Consider the following 18,583-nt stretch of genomic DNA (forward strand, 5'->3'; position numbering starts at 1 on the left):
TTCATTTCAATTTTACAATTCCTAATTCGGTTAAGATGTCTTTTTTAATTTTGCTGAGTGGTCTTCGGTCAAATTTATCTTCGGCAAGATGAGCCCCAAAAGCCAAACGGTAAACTTCTTCACGAGTGAGATTTGCTCCTTCTAGTGTTTTATTAAGAATTTCAATATAATTTTCGGAATAGGCTTGGCGAATTTTTAGTAAATCTTCTACTTCGTCTTGATGCGTTTTGTAAATTTCTTCTAACTCAAATGCTTTTACAGAATCTTTGGAAAAATCATTTTCAGTTACAATTTTTACACGAGGTTTTTCATAGGCATCTAAATCATAACTGAAAGTAAATTTCAAATCATCGACTTTATGGTAAGGGTGAAAATGAGTATCTAACTCAAAATCATAAGCTCCCTTCAGTCTACTATTACAGATATTACAGCTAGGGATTAAATTATAAAACGACAAAGCTAAAAGAGGATATTTACTTTTTGGAAACCAATGATCAAAATCAGGACGCACAATTTTTTTCCCTTTTTCTGAAATCACTGTTTTTGTATACATTCTCCCACAATATGGACAAGTGGGAATATCTAATTTTTCCGCCAAATGGTAAGCATTATATTTGTCATATTTTATCCAATTGTCATAATGAAAAAGTTGTTTTATTTTGCCCTTTTTTGAAAACTTTGTTTTTATCTTATCTAATTCCGTTGGCAAGCCTATTAATACTTTTTTCAAGTTTTCTTCATTTTCAAAAAAAATTTGTATTGCATAATCAATTCCTTTAATTTGTTGGATTTTCATATTAGTAATAGGTGGTTTATCTTTGAAATTATTACCTTTTATCCTTTTCTGGATAATGTATTTCATTATCTGATAGTGATAATCTCTTGCTCTTATTATATTCGGTTTATTTATATCTATGTAAATCATTTTCTTAATCTTTTTAGTTTTTTAATTTCTTCTTCGATGATTTGGTTGTGATAATGGTCATCGGGAACCAATTCAGTAATCATTTCGGTAAGTTTTAACTTTAGTACTCTTTCATCAATCAAATTGATGACTTTCTTATAATATTTCAATTCTTTTTCAAAATTTTCACCCTGATTGGTTTTATTTTCATTTATCCAAGTAATGGTTTCTTCTATTTTCGATTTTGCAAAATCACCAATCAATCCGTTCTCTACAAAGAAGGAGTGTGCTAACAAATCCGTAATATTTGCTCCAAATGTTTTTTGTACTTTGTTTTCTTCGGGAACAACTTCTAAAAAATCCCCCCGCCTTTGTATGAAAACCACATTATTCATTGGTAAATCCGACAAAGTCAAAGGGTCGTGCGTGGTAATGATAATTTGTAAATTAGGTTTTAGGAGTAGATTTTCAAAGAAATATGGCAACGCCTTCAAAATTGCATTCACATATTTTTTCTTCCAAAGTGGGTGAAAGCCCAAATCTGCTTCATCTAATAGTAAAATATAGTTTTGTGTATTGGATAAAAATTGTCTTTCTTCCACTAAATTCATATCAATAAAATCATATAATTTTGAAAATAAATTAAGTGTTGCCGTTTCCCCCGAACTCATATTTCTGTCTGTGGGATAAAACGATAAAAAACCTTCTACATAATCCATTTCATCTATTTTCCTCTCATATTTTGGATAATAATGGAAAAGATTGGTAATTATCTCTTTATGCAATTCTAATATCTCTTTTAATTCGCTTAAATCGAGCCAAATACTCTGTTTTGTTATTTTATCAGGATTTTTTTCTTTTTCGAAAAGAGTAAATAGTTTTTCAATAAATAATTTAATTTTTTCATATTCAAAAATTTTCTTTTTATGACCTCCTTTCTCAATAAAACTTTCTTTAATAAAATAAAGGAAAACATCTTTTGCAGAATGATTTGCAAACCTTTCCATTTGGTATGGCTCTGGTATATGCCCTTCTTCAAGCCAAGTATTATGTTTTTCCATTTGATTTATAATCATTGTCATAAAACATTGGATAACATATCTTTCTAATAGGTATTTATTTACTTTTTCTTGATTTGTAACGTTACTATTTTTATCAAAAATTCTTATGGAATGCCATTTTTTATATTCTTCTTGTAGTTTATCTAAAATTAACTGAATAATGGATTGTAAAGGCATCGGCGTATTCCAAAAATTCACTTTTCCCTTATCATCATAATCAATATTTGTTTCTCTAAAATACAATACGCCTATTTTATATTCAGGAAGATTAAAAATATCACGAAAAACAGAATTGTTTTGAAAAATAGATGATTGCATTAACTCAATCTGCCTCATAGACTCTTTAAACTTCAATTCTTCGTGCAGAGGATATTTCCACCCAGATTCGTTAGTTCCTTTTTTATCAATATTCTCCAAATCTTTTTGGATGTATTTATCAAGAGAAATATCATATTTATCCACTTCATCAAAATCCGGATTGTACTTTAAATCAAAATGGGGAGAGTAATAAATAGATTGGTATTCTTGTTTTGAAGCATATTCTAACTCTGATGTTTCACCACTATCAGATTTTATATAAATATTGGTATAACCTGCTTCATACAAAACCTTGGTTTGCCCATTCTCTTCCACCAAAACTACACAAAGATTATGAGGGAAAGCTCCGTTATAGCCAGAATTAGCAAATATATTTCGTATGATATCTAAAACAGATGACTTCCCAACACCATTTGCTCCAACAATAGCACTGAGTAAATTTATTTTACATTGGCTTCCAGAAATATTAAAAAAATCAGGAATGTATTTTTCATTCAACTTTTTTGTTACACACAGATTGCGACCTTGCTCTTCAAAATTATACAGATACTTTCCTCCAAAATTTAAGGTTTGGGGAGTTTCTAGCTTTAAAAATCCGTGTTCCTTCAGATATATACTTACGATCATTTTTCAATTATAAATAAGGTATTGCAAATATACAAATAATTCTTAACAACTGCCAATCCCTGCCATCTTCTTCCATTTGCTACCACTTTGATTTTCAGTGGATATTATGAATCTACTTTTGCCTTAAAATTTTAAAAACGTTAAAAAAATGACACGAAAATTAATTCAAAAAAAGTTGTTTTTATTGCTTTTGATGATGGCGAATTTTGCCTTTTCACAGGGCAATGGAGTGGGTGGTATCAATGAGGCTACCAAAATGGTTACCTCGTACTTTGACCCTGCTACCAAACTGATTTATGCCATAGGTGCCGTGGTGGGACTTATCGGTGGGGTAAAGGTGTATAACAAGTTCAGTAGTGGCGATCCGTTAAAATCATCTGTGTAGAATTCTTCCCCCGTATGTTTTCCAAAGGCTTGGAAGTAGGCATACCCACCTTTACAAACTACCATTTGATATAAGTTGAGCGTACTTGTGGGAGTGTTAAAATGGTTCGTTTCGTTGTTTTCGAGGCTCACAAATTGCCAATTTTTGTCCCCCAAAAGGGTATCTATATGGGGCGTGTCATCTTCATTAGTGGCGTAAAAACTCACGGCACTATCTCGAAACAAAACCGAAACAAGGTTAGGCATATCATCAATGAACTCAACTAATTTTAGCCGTTTTTTTAACTCTTTTTTCCACGCTTCATCTATTTGAATGATGGCAAAGTCGCAGGTATCCCAATCGCTATTGGTATGGGCTTTTATTAGGATATGTTTTGTATTTGTGTTTGCTATTTTCATCTTTTTTCTTTTTGGTTAATAATTATAGAAATAGTGGTTATTGTGTTCCATAAAATCCAAATCCCTTGCATAGGCTTCATAATCAAAATACATTGCCACCTCATCAGGAATATTTTGGAGTAGTCCTGTTTGTTCCGCATAATATTCGGCAAAATCCGTTTCAGTGGAAAAGTAACCGATATACCGCTCTTGGGCTTTTTCGATGGTCTGCTCATTTAGAGGTATTCCTGTTAGATAGATATAATTTTGTACGATTTCTATATCGTCATCGCTCATTTCTTCCAAAAGCAAAGCCATTTCAAAAATGCTTTTATCCAAATGGCATTCGCCTATAAATCCGTCAAAAATTGGAGGACATTTCCAATCTTGGAACATTAATTCGGGGTCTTCTTCATCTTGGTGCAATCGTTTGCAGTCGGCATAAAACGCCTCTATATCATCATAGTTCGATAAAGTAAACCATTTACCAAATAAATTACCCTCATTGTATTTTTTATATGTACCTACATAAATACGTATTTCATTTAGGATATAATTCATATCTCTTTGGTTTTAAAATGTTTAAAAAGGTAAATCGTCAAAATCTTCGTCCGTTGTTGTGGAGTGCTTTTGTTCTTGGAGTTGCGTGTTGGTGGTTGCTTCCGACTTTTTAACTTGATGCAATTTGATTTTTGAGGTATGAAAATTCAATCCTGCTTTGGGTTCGCCTTGTGCATTTATCCAAGCTCTTGCACTGACCCTGCCCGAAAGCTCCACCAAAGCCCCTTTGGTCAATATCTTAGCTACATTGACACTTATCCAATACGCACAATCAAAATACGTGGTTTGCTGTATGGTTTCTCCCTCTTTATTTCGGTAGTTATCATTGACCGCTACCGAAAAATTAACAACTTGTTTTTTGTTGGACAAGGTCTGCACCTGTGCATCACTTGTCAATCTTCCAATGATATTCATAGTGTTTTATGTGTTTAAGGTTTTTTAATTTCAATAATAAGGGATATTCTCCCATAAAGCATTGCCCGAAGGCTTGTTTTGTCAATCGCCTTGTATTCGTGCCATTGTTGGTATTGCAGTACCAAAAAAGTTTTTAAAACGTCTGAAAAATCAAAGCAGTATCCCATAATAGGAATGGCATTTTTGAAATACGCATTATGGTTGATTTGGTAGGTTATCCAGTTTTTATCCGCTCTTGACAGGGGTTGCTTCTCATTGAGTTTTTGCCGTAATATGTAGGCACGAGTGTCTTTTAATTGGTTTAAAGTACATACTTTCCACGATACGAATTTTGTGGCAATAGGTGTGTTTTCTCTTGTCATATTCTTTATTTTTGAGTGTGAATATTTGGGTTTTGAGTTGCGTTTTGCGAAATGTTTTGTCCGCCCTGCTTTTTCCACTCTCTATCTCTGAAAATTTTTAATTCGGCAATGAGAGGAAGAGCGAAGTCGTTTCATTAAAACAAGTAGTAAGCAGTGCGTTCATTTTTATCATTTTCGACATTTTTTTTATTCGTATAAAGAGCCGGAATATGCGGTTGTCGTTTCGAGAGCCTAAAAGGTCTGTGTTTAGCGGCTACAAGGTTTTTCAAAAAAATACAACCCCTGTTGAAAACGGGTGTGGAGATTTTTTTGAAAACCAGAGGCTTGACCTTGTGGCAGCGTTACAAACACAGAAATACCTTTGCTCTCGAGAACGAATACCCATTTCGGGTGATTACTTCATAAATAAAACAGGAGAAAATCCCATAAACAAACGCACACACCATTACTAATAAAATGAAACGAAGGAGTCTTCCTCTGCCGAATAAAATCCAATAAAAAAACCGATACAGAAATTGTAAATAATCCCTGTATCGGTTAATCTTAAAGACAAATATTTTATATTATCATATGAATTGCAGCAAATTATACTATAATGAAGCAACTAATCGCTCACCGAAATCATTAAATTTATAAGCGATTTTTTCCATATCCCTACTGATTTTTTCATTGGTGATTTTAGCATAAATCTGTGTGGTTTTCAAATTCTTGTGTCCCATCATTTTACTAACACTTTCCAAAGGAACGCCTTCTGTAAGAAATAAGGTGCCGAAAGTATGCCTTGCCCAATGAAAACTCAAAGGTTTCGTTTTGTCAATACCGACTTTCAAACTGATTTCTTTTAAATGAAAATTGGAACAAGAGTTACTCGGAACAGGAAACACAAAATCGCCTTTGCTGAAGGATTCGTATTTATCAATGATTTTTTGAGCGATGGGAAGTATGCGAACGTTGGAAGTGTTCCCTGTCTTTTGCCTACGGGAAAGAATCCAACGATTACCATCAAAAAAGGTTTGAATTTGACTCTTTTTGAGCTGTTTGATGTCAATATACGAAAGTCCCGTAAAACAGCTAAACACGAACAAATCACGCACCAATTCGCGGGTTTTACTCTTAAAAGTACAGCTCAACAACTGCTCAATTTCTTCTTTTAGCAAATAGCCTCGGTCTTTTTCCTGCATTGTGATTTCGTATTCTCGGAATGGATTCTTGTGAATCAAATCCTTTTCCAAAGCGATGTCAATCATCTTACGCAAAGGCATCATATATACCCATATTGTATTGTGTGTTAGTCTTTTATTGATACGAAGATAAAAATCAAAATCTTTAATGAAATCCGCTGTAAGCTCCCGAAAAGCCATATCTTTTCGATGGTATTTATAACCAATAAAATCTGAAAGATGTGTATATACATTTTGATATTTCGCTAATGTTTGTTTGCCTCTTACTCCTTTTTGAACCATTTTTTCAAAATCAACGTTGAAATTTTCAAAAACTTTTAAAAGCGAATCGTCCATTGTTCCAATGCCTAAAAAGCTGTTTTTAAGCTTTTCGGCAGTGGCAAATCCATCCATTTTCATCAGATGGTCATATTGATTGACCAAACGAGTTTTCAGCTCTTCCAATTTGCGATTTAATGAAAGAGCTTCTTCACTCTTACCTAAGACTTTGCCGAATTTCAAATCCCATTTATCAGGAAGAATTTCGAGCTTGGTACTAAATTGGGCAATTTTACCATCAATGGTAATCCTACCCATAATGGCCACTTTTCCGTTTTTCTTAGGAGCATTCTTTTTCAGATAGAAAAGCACTTTGAAGGTTGATTTTTTTACTTGCATAACTCAACTTTTTAAATTACAAAATTAATTTCTATTGAGTTACCATACGCTATGAAAACAAGTGCAAAACACTGAAATATAGTCTTTTATTCAAAATATTTAAAACTACCATTAGGTAACGATTTAGAAACCTAACTTTGTTTTTACCCGTCAAATTACCCTATGCCTTGCTTTCCAATACTTTCCTGATAACAAACTAAACCATTTAGTATGTGTATATTACATCTTTTTACTTACTTTCACAGTTTAGTTTTCTTTTTGTTTGAAAAAATTATTACTTTTGTCCACAAAATTATGTCATAACAAATGGAAAGCCAAATTGTCACTTTTTTGTTGTATTGTGTTCCTTCTGCCATTGTTGGTGTGGTTGCTTATTACTTCTTTTATTTACACACCAAAAATGAAGAAAAACGCCGTTTTTTTCTGTTGCAAAAAGAAAATCAGAAACTTTCGCTTCCGTTGCGTTTGCAGGCTTACGAGCGAATGGCTTTGTTTTTGGAGCGAATCAGTCCGCAACAATTATTACTTCGCATTCCTTCCCGCAACTTGCCTAAAAAAGAATATGAAGCGTTATTGGTAAATTCAATTGATGAGGAGTTTGAACATAATCTTTCACAGCAAATATATATGAGTGAAGATTTATGGAATGTTATCCGAACAGCCAAAATGGCAACTATTCAAGTGATTCGCAAAGCCACATATGATGAGGAATTGGCTGATTCCAAGGCTATGACCGAATTTATTTTTAAAGAGTTTATCAACAAACCATCACCTTCATCGAGTGCTTTGAGCCATTTAAAGGACGAAGTTCGTGAATTTTTACGCTAAATTTTGAAATTTCAAAAAAGAATACTTTGCTAAATTATCGGAGACAAATAATTTTATTGATAGGTTTATTAATCGCAACCAGTTTCTTTTGGTATGCGGAGTTGTTTGCTATCCGAAAGATGGATTATCGGGGTTTTTACACATTTTCGGTGTTGGATACTTTGAAACGTTCCAGAAGCTCAGCGAAGGACACTATCAAAAAAACAAATACGAAATCTGAAATTGATTCTCTTTCGCAAGAAAAAGATTCTTTAAAGAAAGATTCTTTGCAAAAACCAAAAGGAGCTTTGGAAGATATTGTTAAGTACAAAGCTAAGGACAGTATTGTATTTAATAAGGTGAAAAGTGAAATCATCTTGTACAACGAAACGCAAGTACAATATACTGATATTGATATATCTGCAGGAATTGAGCTTATTAAATTTGATATAGGAGAAGTTTACGCAGGGCGATTGAAAGATTCTGTTGGAGAATACACGCAACATCCTGTTTTTAAGCAAGGTGATGACGTGATTGAACCGGATTCCATCCGTTTTAATTACAAAACCCAAAGAGCAATCATCCGAAATGCTTACACTAAGCAAGATGAAAATAACATAAAAGGTGAAATCATTAAAAAAGAGAATGATTCTACCTATTTTATGAAGAATGCTATTATCACAACAGCGGAAGATTTGGACGACCCGGATTATTACATCAAAGTACGAAAAGCTAAGTTTGTTCCGCAGAAGAAGATAATAGCGGGGCTTAGCAATATGTATATTGTTGATGTTCCGACTCCTATAGCCATTCCTTTTGCATATTATCCGATGGTTTCAGGACGAGCATCAGGGCTTATTTTTCCTACTTTCGGAGAGGTAAATAATCGAGGATATTTTATACAAAACGGTGGATATTACTTCGTTATCAGTGACCATTTGGATTTGGCTCTCACAGGAGATTATTTCACCAACGGAAGTTACGGTTTCAGAGCACAGTCCGCATATAATAAACGATATAAATTTTCTGGTAATTTTAGTTTAAACTATGAAAATCAGATTTATAGTATCAAAGGACTTCCTGATTACAGTGGAACGACCTTATATAACATTCAATGGACACACTCAAAAGATGCAAAATCGAATCCTAATTCAAGTTTTTCGGCATCGGTGAATTTGGGAAGTAGTCGTTATTACCAAAATTCATACAATCAAATCAATTCGCCAAATGTTTTGAATAATACGTTATCCTCATCGATTTCTTATTCTAAAACTTTTCCGGTGTATCCTTCTGTAAATCTTTCTGTTACGGCTTCACATTCGCAAAATACTAATACACAAAGTATTGAAATGACTTTGCCTGCATTGCGTGCAAATTTGGAACGTATTTATCCTTTCGTCAAGCAAGGTCAATCCAAAAAAGGTTTTATAAAAAGCCTTAATTTTCAATATAGTATGCAGGCTGATAATAGGTTTTCAACAACTGATAGTTTGTTTTTTTCAAAAAAAATGTTCAATGATGCCAAAAACGGAGTGCGACATTCAATTCCTGTTAGTACTACGGCAAAATTGTTCAAATACATAACTTTAGGCTTGAATTCGTCTTTAAATGAAACTTGGCAATTTAAAACGATTCGTAAAAATGACTTCAATAGCAACGTAGGGAAATCTAAAATTGATACATTGAATGGCTTTGACCGTTTTCTTACATATAATTTGGGAGCGAGTTTGGGTACTACCGTTTATGGAACATTCCGATTTAAAAAAGATAGTAAGATACAGGCTATCAGGCACGTGATGCGTCCGTCTGTTAGTTATGGTTATACACCTGCTTTCGATCAATATTATGAGGATTATATTTCGGATGCTTTCGGGAATAAGTCGCAATACACTCGTTTTGAAGGGGGGATTTACGGAACACCGGGGCTTAATGAATCACAATCCATCAGCTTTTCATTGAGTAATACTTTGGAAGCAAAAGTGAAGCAAAAAGACAGCACACAAACCGAACCAAAGAAAATTATGTTGCTTAATAGCTTGAATTTCAGTTCGAGTTATAATGTAATTACAAAACAATTTAGCCCTATATCCGTAACGGGAGGAACTTCGTTTTTCGAAGGAAAATTGCCTATCAATTTCGGGATGACTTTGAATCCGTACGCAATTGATGAAAATGGAAGACAGATGGAAAAGTTTAATATTAATAATGGAGGAAGTCTTTTCCGTTTAACAAATGCCAATTTATCAACGAGTTATACTTTTTCAAACAGAGATAAAAGCAAAACAAAAAATAACGATAACACGGCTTCCGGAGGGCGTGCGGATGATTTGTTCGGTTCGTCCAAACCCATAAATGATATGCAGAATGAAGACGAAGATGAGGAAGCAGAAGAAAAACAAGAAAGAGACGAAAAGAAAAGTTCTTTCTATAATGCAAGCATTCCGTGGGATGTTAATTTGGCTTACTCCTTGACTTACAGTAATATGGCTCGTGAGGGAAGGATTTCGAATAATTCCATTATGTTTTCAAGTAATGTTGAACTTTCACCAAAATGGCAAGTGGGAATTTCAAGCGGATACGATTTTATAAATAAAGGAATTACTTACACGCAATTACGATTTGAACGTGATTTGAATAGTTTTAGGATGAGTTTTCACTTCACACCCATTGGATATAGGAATTCTTGGTATTTCTTCATAGGAATAAAATCCTCAATGCTGTCTGACTTGAAGTGGGATAAGAGCAAAGAACCGGACAGAAGATTACGTTAATATTTTGTGAATAATTTAAAGAGGAGCCTTTTCTTATATTCAAAATTATGATTTTTTTAATTTTGAAAGTGTATTTTTATGAAAAATTTTAAATTTTGTTTATATTTTTTATTGAATAAATAATTACCTTTGCATCTCGAAAATGAATATATCTACTAATAACAACATATAATTTCTTATGAAAAAATTTTTTGCTTATGTAGCTGTTGCATTGATGATTGTAATGACAGCTACAAATTGTTCCAAAAAGGATGAGGTTACCTATGATGACCTTAAATTGAGTGTAGCAGGTCAAAATCTTGCTGTTAGGGAAGGGGAGAATATTTCCTTTGATATTAAAGCTGGCAGTGGAGAGTATGAAGTGCTGAGTTCCAATAATGCCGTAATAAAACCTTCTCTTTCACAAACTAAAGTAGTTTTGACTGGGGTAGCCGAAGGAGAGGCAACAGTAACGGTACTTGATAAAAAAACTAATCAAAGGGCAACTGTGAAGATTGCCGTTAGTGAAGGTTTGGTGGATTTAGCTCTTGATGTAAATGAGTTGACTTTGTATTTAGGAGAAAACAAAGTTGCAAACATTTCTTCAGGAAACGGAGATTACGAAGTTTCGGTATCCGATTCTACCATTGCTACTGCAACTTTATCGCAAACAACAGTGGTTGTTGGTGGTGTGTCATCAGGTACAACAACGGTTAAGGTTAAAGATAAAGCAAGTAGTAAAGAAGTTACTTTCAATGTGATTGTGACAGAGAAACAGATTATTGGGCTAAATATTGAAGGAAATGATTTGATTGTTAGAGCTTTTACAGATATTGAAAGGGATCAAGCTGCGGTAAAAGGAGAGAAATTAGAAAATACGAAAATACAAATTACTTCAGGTGCAGGAAATTACACAGTGACATCAAGTGATGAGACCATAGCCAAGGTGAAAGTGGAAGGAGATATGGTTCATATTGATGGTTATAAGACAGGAGTAGTGACTATTACAATATCTAATGAGGTAAATGAACCTAGAGTGATTACAGCAAATGTATACGCACTAAGTCTTGAAGTGAGTAATATCAGTTTGAAGGTTAATGAATCAGTTGAAGTTCAGGTGATTGACGGTAGTGGTCAATATGAGCTGTTGGATAATTTACCAAATGATGTGAATGCAACAATTCGCGAAAACAAAATCATAATTACGGGTCTTGCTACCACGAAGGCTGATATTATCTTAAAAGACAAAGTCTCAGGTAAAGAGGCTGTTTTGGGAGTTTACGTGGTTGAAAATATCATAAAACCTGAAGAAATGGATACTGTATTGGTTGAAGGTGGGAGTTTTTTGATGGGAAGTGATGATGGAGATCCTGATGAAAGAGTTAGAAATACTGTGACTTTGAGTAGCTACAGAATCAGTAAATATGAGGTTACCAATGCACAATTTGCTAAGTTCTTAAACGAAAAGGGTAATAAAGTAGAACAAGGGATGTTTTACTATTATGGTGCTGATAAAGAGAGAGAAAGAGGTATTGTTAAAAATGGAAATACTTATGAAGTCGTAAAGGGGCGTGAAAATTATCCTGTAACTTACGTTTCTTGGTATGGAGCAAATGCTTATGCAGAATGGGTAGGTGGCAAATTGCCAACAGAAGCCCAATGGGAATTCGCTTCTTTGGGGGGAGTTAAAAGTAATAAGTTTAAATTTTCAGGAAGCAATATTGTTAATGAAGTAGGGTATCATTTAGGAAATTCAAAAGGACTTAATCCTGTTGGAACATTGAAAGCTAATGAATTAGGTATTCACGATATGAGTGGAAATGCTTGGGAATGGACATTGGATGAGTATAGTTCAAGATATACGCCAGAGGCAAAAGTAAACCCAGAACCATATAAAACGGATAATCCTAAAAAAGTGTTTGTTCGTCGCGGTGCTAGTGTGTATTGCAAACCAAATTATTGTCGTTCAGCAAATCGTGGAGCGAATGGTTCTTATCAAAATAACATAGGTTTCCGTGTTGTATTTAAAGAGTAATAAAGATTTAAAATGAAACTTTTACAAACATCCTTTCTTTTCTGAGAGGATGTTTTTTTATTTAAATTTAGAAAATTTTAAAAAGAGAGTATGTGTTTACGATTGAATAATTGCTACAATTGACGATTTTAGAACTCGAAATACAACAAAAAAAACTTTTTTATCTTCTTTTATAAATATAAAGTATTATATTTGTACCGAATTTTAATAAAACTAACTAACAATAATTTAACAGATATGTCAAACGACATCCGCATTCGAAAGGGGTTGGACATACACTTGGAAGGGGAGGCTGAGAAGATTACTCGGCAGCTTCCGCTTGCGAAAGTGTATGGTCTTAAACCCTCTGATTTTCATTCTGTTGTGCCGAAGCTTATCGCAAAGGAGGGCACAGAAGTTAAAGCCGGAGAAGCCGTTTTTCACGACAAAAAAGATGAGCGGGTTGTTTTCCCTTCTCCTGTGAGTGGGAAAATCGCCGAAGTTGTTCGTGGGGAACGTCGTAAGATTTTAGAAATCAAAATCTTACCGGATACGCAACAAGTGTTTAAGGACTTCGGAAGCAAAGACCCTGCAAAAATGTCAGCAGACGAAATCAAGAATTTCTTGCTTGAAAGTGGGGCTTGGACTTTCATTAAGCAACGTCCGTACGACATTATCGCAGGGGCTGACACTACCCCAAAAGCGATTTTTGTTTCGGCTTGCAAAACCAATCCGCTTGCTCCCGATTACAGCTATGTGCTTAACGGAAAAGAGAAATTCTTACAAGTGGCACTGACTGCCTTAGCCAAACTCACTACGGGCAAGGTACACGTATCAGTCTTCAAAAATGACCCGCAATCGCCACTCAGAAATCTTAAAGACATCGTGATTCACAACGTTTCAGGTCCACATCCTGCTGGAAATGTAAGTACACAAATTGCTAAAATTGACCCGATTAACAAGGGCGAAGTGGTTTGGGTGGTAACCCCGCAAGATTTGGTGGTTATCGGTGAACTTTTTGTAACTGGAAAGCTCAACCTTACTCGCACTGTGGCTCTTACGGGGGCTTGTGTGGAAAAACCGCAATACTTTTCGGCAGTTGCTGGTGCTCAGATGGATAGCCTTGTTTCCGGAAATCTTAAAAAGGAGAAATCACGTATCATCAGTGGTGATGTGCTTACGGGAGAAAAAGTTTCGGAAGGCGGATTTTTAGGGTATTACGATGACCAAATCACGGTAATTCCCGAAGGAGACGACTACGAGTTTTTCGGTTGGAACAAACCTATTTTTAATAAAGTTTCAACCACGAGGGCAATGACTTTCTCTTGGCTGAATCCGAAGAAAAAATACAACCTAAACACCAACACCAATGGCGAACATCGTGCCTTTGTGATGACGGGTATGTACGAAGAAGTTTTTCCGTTGGACATCTATCCGATGCAACTTTTAAAAGCGTGTTTGTACAAAGATTTGGACGAGTTGGAAAACTTGGGAGCTTACGAAATTGCCCCTGAGGATTTTGCCTTGACCGAGTTTGTTTGCGTTTCTAAACAACCACATCAAAAGATTATCCGCGAAGGATTGGATTTGATGATGCAAGAGTTAGGATAAGTTGGGCTGATGATTTTTCATTTTTCAGATGAAATACATTGCCATCGTTCTTTTAAAAACTGAAAAATAAGCAATTTTTACCAAAACTTATTGGGAGGTAATTTTTTAGAGTAAATCATAATTTTTGAATATACAAGTATTGTAAATGATTAAACTTAAATCAGAATTATATGGATGAGTTATCAGACTTTGATTTTCTGAATTTGATAGAAAAATCAAGAGCAAGTGCTCAAAGAGAGATACAACAAAAAAAGTATTTATCTCCCGAGAAGCTATTGTATAATGAAATTCGATCTAATTTGTTTTACCTTAATAATCACAATGCTCCATATTATTGCCAGATAGGAAATTTAGAAAATAAAACTTCTAATTTTCAAGAAGAAAGTTTTTTGATAAACATTCAAAGGGAATGGTAGGAGCAGGGATGGTAGCTTTGGGAAGTCCCATTATACGAAAAAAATTTGTTACGAAAGGAGCTGTTGGAGCAACTTCAATTGCATCAAGTTTTTTGTCAAAGACTTTCCCTCAAAAATTGCCTTTCCGTGTTTACACTATTAATGCAAAGTTTAGATTAGTTTCAACTAAAACGATGGGGAGGGCTCTTGGCAGATTGATACCCAATGTCGGAATGGTTTTACTGGTAATTGATGCAGTGAACATTTTGGTAGAGGTGTATAAAGATAATGATAAGAGGGATGCTTTTTCTCCTTTTTTTGGAGGAGGCTCAGGTGGAGGTGGAGGATCTTCTCATAATTGGTAATAAATATCGTACTTTATGTTAAGTGAGGAATTGCAAGAGTTTTTACGAAAAGAATTTCGGTATGAATCCCGCAAAATGGTCTTCACTCCTGAAATGAAACTTTACAAAAATTTCAAGATGGCGGGCGAAGATTTGGATGATTTCGTGGGGCGATTTATGAAGCGATTTAATGTAAAACTTGGCGAAGCGTTCAATTACGAAGAACGTTTTTACCCCGAAGGAAGTCCGATTTTGGAACTAATAAAAAACATCTTTTTAGGGAAGAAACAGGAAAAGGAAGAACGCAAAGACCTGAGTTTTGCCGAATTAGATGAGGCTATCAAAAGCGGGATTTTGGAGTAAACACGAAATATCCTATGACTTATAAAGGTGGATGGTGATTAGAAAAACTAATCCCTATTCCCTAATAACTAATTGTTTAAGTAATCATTCTTTATTATAAGAAAAATGAGTTTAAAAAGTAAATTACATACGTTAAAAGAAAAGTATAAGGGAACGAAGCTGGAAACGACGTTCAATGCTTTGCATACGTTCCTTTATTTGCCTAATGAAACGACCCACGGCGGTACGCACATTAAGGCAGCTGACGACCTCAAACGTACGATGAATACCGTGATTATGGCACTGGTTCCGTGTCTTATCTTCGGGATTTTTAACGTGGGGTATCAGCATTATGTAGCTACGGGAGCTTTATCGCACGCCGTAGGGCTACCTTTTTTTAGTCCCGAATTTTGGTCGTGGCAAAACTTCTCTTTCGGAGCTATAAAAGTGCTTCCGTTGGTGATAGTTTCTTACGCCGTTGGTTTGGGAATTGAATTTATCTTCGCTACACTTCGTGGACACGAAGTTGAGGAAGGATATTTGGTAACTGGAATGCTTGTTCCGCTTATCGTTCCTGTTGATTTACCACTTTGGATGCTTGCTGTTGCGGTGGCTTTCGGGGTAATTATCGGGAAAGAAGTTTTTGGAGGAACGGGAATGAATATCTTAAATCCGGCACTTACTATCCGTGCGTTTTTGTTCTTCGCTTATCCGACTTCGATGAGTGGCGACAAAATTTGGGTAGAAGGGGCTACTAAACGCGCTCAGGAAATCGCTTCCGGAGCAAATTTAGACGCTATTTCCGGAGAAACTATTCTTGGGCATTTGGCTCAGCAACACAACATTGCCGATAAATTTTCGGTTTCGGATATGTTCTTCGGGTTTACTCCGGGTTCAATCGGTGAAACTTCTACTTTGCTTATAATTTTAGCAGCTTTGTTCTTGATTTTCACTAAGATAGGAAGTTGGAGAATTATGCTAAGTATGGTACTTGGAGGTTTGGCAATGGGATATATTTTCAACGCTTTTGCTCCGTCAATGGAAGGAACGCAATTTTTCACCCTGTGGAGTATGCCGGCTTGGCAACACTTGCTCATCGGAGGATTTGCTTTCGGTACGGTGTTTATGGCGACAGACCCCGTTACAGCATCGCAAACCAATACGGGTAAATATATTTACGGATTTTTGGCAGGTTTCATTTCGATAATGATTCGTTGCTTCAATCCTGCTTATCCTGAGGGAGTTATGTTGGCAATCTTGTTGATGAACGTATTTGCTCCAACTATCGACCATTACGTGGTTCAGGCAAATGTGGCAAGAAGAAAAAAACGTCTAAAAGCTAAAACTGCATAGGTATGTCAAATAGAACTGAAAGTAATTCATATACAGTGATTTTTGCCATTATTATGGTAATTATCGTAGGAGCGTTGCTTGCGGGAGTTTCTTCGGCGTTGAGTGATAAAATCAGCGAGAACAAGAAGTTTGAAAAGCAGCAAAACGTACTTTACGCAATGGGCGTAAATAGAAATCAGAATACTAATTTGGGTGAGGGCGATGTAACTTTCGTTCCTACTTCTGAGGTAAAAGCCGAGTTTAACAAGTACATCAAACAACAATTGGTGATTGAAAACGGACAGGCATCGGAGCGTGATTTGATTGAAAATCCGCTTAAAAAAGGCGAAAACGGTCTGCCGCTTTTTGTAGGTGAGAAAGACAGCAAAACCTTCTACATCATTCCTGTTTCCGGAAAAGGACTTTGGGATGCTATTTGGGGATATGTAGCTGTGGATAAGAATCTTATCGTTCAGGGAGTTTTCTTCGACCACAAAGGAGAAACTGCCGGATTGGGTTCAAACATCAAAGAGCGTTTCTTTATGGACGATTTCATCGGGGAGCATTTGTTGGACGCTTCGGGGCATTTCCAAAGTGTTGAAGGTTCAAAATCAAACAGCGACCCTGAAAACAAACGTAAAGAAGACGGAAAAGTTGATGCCATTGCCGGAGCAACTCTTACCGTAAATGGTGTAAATGAGATGGTTAAAACAGGCGTTGGTGCGTATGTTGATTATATTAAAAACTTAAAAAACTAATATTATGGGACTATCAAAAAAAGACGTAAAATTGGTTACAGACCCGCTATGGGATAACAACCCGATTACCGTACAAGTATTGGGGATTTGTTCCGCGTTGGCGATTACGGCACAGCTTAAAGCGGCTATCGTTATGGGATTGTCCGTAATATTTGTACTCAGTGTGGGGAACGTGGTAATTTCTTTAATCAGAAACGTTATTCCTGGTAAAATTCGTATTATCGTGCAATTGTTGGTGGTTGCGGCGTTGGTAATCATTGTTGACCAAGTGCTGAAAGCCTTTTCGTATGAGTTAAGTAAGCAACTTTCTGTATTCGTGGGGCTTATCATCACGAACTGTATCATTATGGGACGTTTTGAGGCTTTCGCTTTGGGGAACACGCCTTGGAAATCGTTCTTGGATGGTATCGGAAACGCAGGAGGTTACGCCATTGCTCTTGTGATTGTGGCTTTCTTCCGTGAACTTTTGGGTTCGGGAACGCTTTTCGGAATCCAAGTATTGGGCGACCCTATCAAAAAGACAGGTTTGTACGCATTAGGATACGAAAATAACGGATTTATGCTACTTGCTCCAATGGCACTTATCACTTACGGAATCGTGATTTGGATTCAGCGTACACGTAACAAATCATTAATTGAGGAATAATTGGTTAACTTTATAAAGATTATAAAATGGAATATATTGAACTGATTTTTAAATCGATATTCGTAGATAATATGGTATTCGCTACCTTCTTGGGTATGTGTTCTTACCTTGCGGTATCCAAAAAAGTATCTACGGCAGTTGGTTTAGGAGCGGCGGTTATCTTCGTTTTGGCGGTAACGGTGCCTATCAACTGGTTGCTTAACGAATATTTGCTCAAAGAAGGAGCTTTGGCTTGGTTGGGTGAAGAGTATGCAAGCTATGATTTGAGCTTTTTGACCTACATTTTGTTCATCGCAACGGTGGCTACAATGGTTCAGTTAGTAGAAATCATTGTTGAAAAATTTGCTCCTGCATTGTACAACTCTTTGGGGATTTTCTTACCGCTTATTGCTGTAAACTGTGCGATTTTGGGAGGCTCGCTTTTTATGCAATCTCGTGAAATTCCGTCTATTGGTTTGGCGGCTACTTACGGATTGGCTTCGGGAATTGGTTGGTTCTTGGCAATTGTTGCCATTGCTGCCATTCGCGAGAAAATCCGTTATTCGAACGTTCCGCCTGCACTTCGTGGATTAGGGATTACCTTCATCATCACGGGGCTTATGGCTATCGGGTTTATGAGTTTCGGTGGTATGCTTACAGGCGGTACCAAAAAAGCTGAAGACGAGCAGACTAAAGCGATGATGGAGCAAAAAGTGGAGAAAAAGGAAAAATTAGCCCATAACACAAAAGATTTTTAA

Annotated in this window: 19 protein-coding genes and 1 pseudogene; 13 read left to right on the forward strand and 7 right to left on the reverse strand. The window is 35.8% G+C overall.

What is annotated here, in order from left to right; translation table 11 throughout:
* Nucleotide 1 precedes the first annotated feature (1 nt).
* Both CGC58_RS11745 and CGC58_RS11750 read right to left on the reverse strand, forming a co-directional pair.
* The gene (locus CGC58_RS11745) at nucleotides 2-925 is read right to left on the reverse strand and encodes a hypothetical protein (RefSeq protein ID WP_157909264.1); all 924 of its coding nucleotides are present in this window, start codon (nucleotides 923-925) and stop codon (nucleotides 2-4) included.
* Nucleotides 922-2,910, reverse strand: a complete 1,989-nt coding sequence (locus tag CGC58_RS11750) for an OLD family protein (protein WP_095896887.1) — start codon at nucleotides 2,908-2,910, stop codon at nucleotides 922-924. Before CGC58_RS11750 ends, CGC58_RS11745 begins: the two co-directional genes overlap by 4 nt.
* A 148-nt stretch (nucleotides 2,911-3,058) precedes the next feature.
* Between CGC58_RS11750 and CGC58_RS11755 the strand changes: the two are divergent.
* Nucleotides 3,059-3,277: pseudogene (locus CGC58_RS11755) on the forward strand (DUF4134 domain-containing protein); the annotation flags it as partial.
* Here CGC58_RS11755 and CGC58_RS12760 read toward each other — a convergent pair.
* Genes CGC58_RS12760 through CGC58_RS11770 form a run of 4 tightly spaced genes read right to left on the reverse strand, consistent with a single transcriptional unit; the run spans nucleotide 3,205 to nucleotide 5,009 of the window.
* Complete coding sequence (locus CGC58_RS12760; protein ID WP_157909265.1) at nucleotides 3,205-3,693, reverse strand: hypothetical protein; 489 nt, start codon at nucleotides 3,691-3,693, stop codon at nucleotides 3,205-3,207. The pseudogene CGC58_RS11755 and the gene CGC58_RS12760 sit on opposite strands and share 73 nt — an antisense overlap.
* Nucleotides 3,694-3,708: 15 nt before the next feature.
* On the reverse strand, nucleotides 3,709-4,233 hold the full coding sequence (locus CGC58_RS11760) for an antirestriction protein ArdA (RefSeq protein ID WP_095896888.1): 525 nt from the start codon (nucleotides 4,231-4,233) through the stop codon (nucleotides 3,709-3,711).
* A gap of 21 nt (nucleotides 4,234-4,254) precedes the next feature.
* Complete coding sequence (locus CGC58_RS11765) at nucleotides 4,255-4,647, reverse strand: single-stranded DNA-binding protein (protein WP_095896889.1); 393 nt, start codon at nucleotides 4,645-4,647, stop codon at nucleotides 4,255-4,257.
* A gap of 14 nt (nucleotides 4,648-4,661) precedes the next feature.
* Nucleotides 4,662-5,009 (reverse strand): molybdenum ABC transporter ATP-binding protein, encoded by a 348-nt coding sequence (locus tag CGC58_RS11770; protein WP_095897221.1) that lies wholly within the window; start codon nucleotides 5,007-5,009, stop codon nucleotides 4,662-4,664.
* Nucleotides 5,010-5,218: 209 nt separating this feature from the next.
* Here CGC58_RS11770 and CGC58_RS12765 point away from each other — a divergent pair, with 209 nt between their 5' ends.
* Entirely contained in the window at nucleotides 5,219-5,461 is a 243-nt protein-coding gene (locus CGC58_RS12765; RefSeq protein WP_095896890.1) for a hypothetical protein, read from the forward strand.
* Between the two features lie 138 nt (nucleotides 5,462-5,599).
* Here CGC58_RS12765 and CGC58_RS11780 read toward each other — a convergent pair whose 3' ends face one another.
* Complete coding sequence (locus CGC58_RS11780; protein WP_095896891.1) at nucleotides 5,600-6,847, reverse strand: site-specific integrase; 1,248 nt, start codon at nucleotides 6,845-6,847, stop codon at nucleotides 5,600-5,602.
* Between the two features lie 306 nt (nucleotides 6,848-7,153).
* On the opposite strand from CGC58_RS11780, the gene CGC58_RS11785 reads away from it, so the two are divergent.
* From CGC58_RS11785 to nqrE, 11 genes are all read left to right on the forward strand, one after another.
* Complete coding sequence (locus CGC58_RS11785; protein ID WP_095896892.1) at nucleotides 7,154-7,675, forward strand: DUF7935 family protein; 522 nt, start codon at nucleotides 7,154-7,156, stop codon at nucleotides 7,673-7,675.
* Between the two features lie 119 nt (nucleotides 7,676-7,794).
* Complete coding sequence (locus CGC58_RS11790; protein WP_394336617.1) at nucleotides 7,795-10,425, forward strand: putative LPS assembly protein LptD; 2,631 nt, start codon at nucleotides 7,795-7,797, stop codon at nucleotides 10,423-10,425.
* A 178-nt stretch (nucleotides 10,426-10,603) separates the two neighbouring features.
* Nucleotides 10,604-12,439: an SUMF1/EgtB/PvdO family nonheme iron enzyme gene (locus CGC58_RS11795; protein ID WP_095896893.1), complete on the forward strand. Its 1,836-nt coding sequence runs from the start codon at nucleotides 10,604-10,606 to the stop codon at nucleotides 12,437-12,439.
* A 237-nt stretch (nucleotides 12,440-12,676) separates the two neighbouring features.
* Nucleotides 12,677-14,029 carry a Na(+)-translocating NADH-quinone reductase subunit A gene (locus tag CGC58_RS11800; RefSeq protein WP_095896894.1) on the forward strand — a complete coding sequence of 451 codons (1,353 nt, stop codon included), beginning with the start codon at nucleotides 12,677-12,679 and terminating at the stop codon, nucleotides 14,027-14,029.
* A 170-nt stretch (nucleotides 14,030-14,199) separates the two neighbouring features.
* Nucleotides 14,200-14,445, forward strand: a complete 246-nt coding sequence (locus tag CGC58_RS11805) for a hypothetical protein (protein ID WP_095896895.1) — start codon at nucleotides 14,200-14,202, stop codon at nucleotides 14,443-14,445.
* Nucleotides 14,439-14,789: a hypothetical protein gene (locus CGC58_RS11810; RefSeq protein ID WP_095896896.1), complete on the forward strand. Its 351-nt coding sequence runs from the start codon at nucleotides 14,439-14,441 to the stop codon at nucleotides 14,787-14,789. Before CGC58_RS11805 ends, CGC58_RS11810 begins: the two co-directional genes overlap by 7 nt.
* A 15-nt stretch (nucleotides 14,790-14,804) precedes the next feature.
* A complete protein-coding gene (locus CGC58_RS11815) occupies nucleotides 14,805-15,131 on the forward strand; it encodes a DUF1493 family protein (protein WP_095896897.1) in 327 nt (108 codons plus the stop codon).
* Nucleotides 15,132-15,236: 105 nt separating this feature from the next.
* Nucleotides 15,237-16,463, forward strand: a complete 1,227-nt coding sequence (locus CGC58_RS11820; RefSeq protein ID WP_095896898.1) for an NADH:ubiquinone reductase (Na(+)-transporting) subunit B — start codon at nucleotides 15,237-15,239, stop codon at nucleotides 16,461-16,463.
* Nucleotides 16,464-16,465: 2 nt separating this feature from the next.
* Nucleotides 16,466-17,200, forward strand: a complete 735-nt coding sequence (locus CGC58_RS11825; RefSeq protein WP_095896899.1) for a Na(+)-translocating NADH-quinone reductase subunit C — start codon at nucleotides 16,466-16,468, stop codon at nucleotides 17,198-17,200.
* Nucleotides 17,201-17,204: 4 nt separating this feature from the next.
* The gene (locus CGC58_RS11830) at nucleotides 17,205-17,846 is read left to right on the forward strand and encodes an NADH:ubiquinone reductase (Na(+)-transporting) subunit D (RefSeq protein WP_095896900.1); all 642 of its coding nucleotides are present in this window, start codon (nucleotides 17,205-17,207) and stop codon (nucleotides 17,844-17,846) included.
* A gap of 26 nt (nucleotides 17,847-17,872) precedes the next feature.
* The gene (gene nqrE / locus CGC58_RS11835) at nucleotides 17,873-18,583 is read left to right on the forward strand and encodes an NADH:ubiquinone reductase (Na(+)-transporting) subunit E (protein ID WP_095896901.1); all 711 of its coding nucleotides are present in this window, start codon (nucleotides 17,873-17,875) and stop codon (nucleotides 18,581-18,583) included.

Source organism: Capnocytophaga stomatis, assembly GCF_002302635.1.
GTDB lineage: Bacteria > Bacteroidota > Bacteroidia > Flavobacteriales > Flavobacteriaceae > Capnocytophaga > Capnocytophaga stomatis.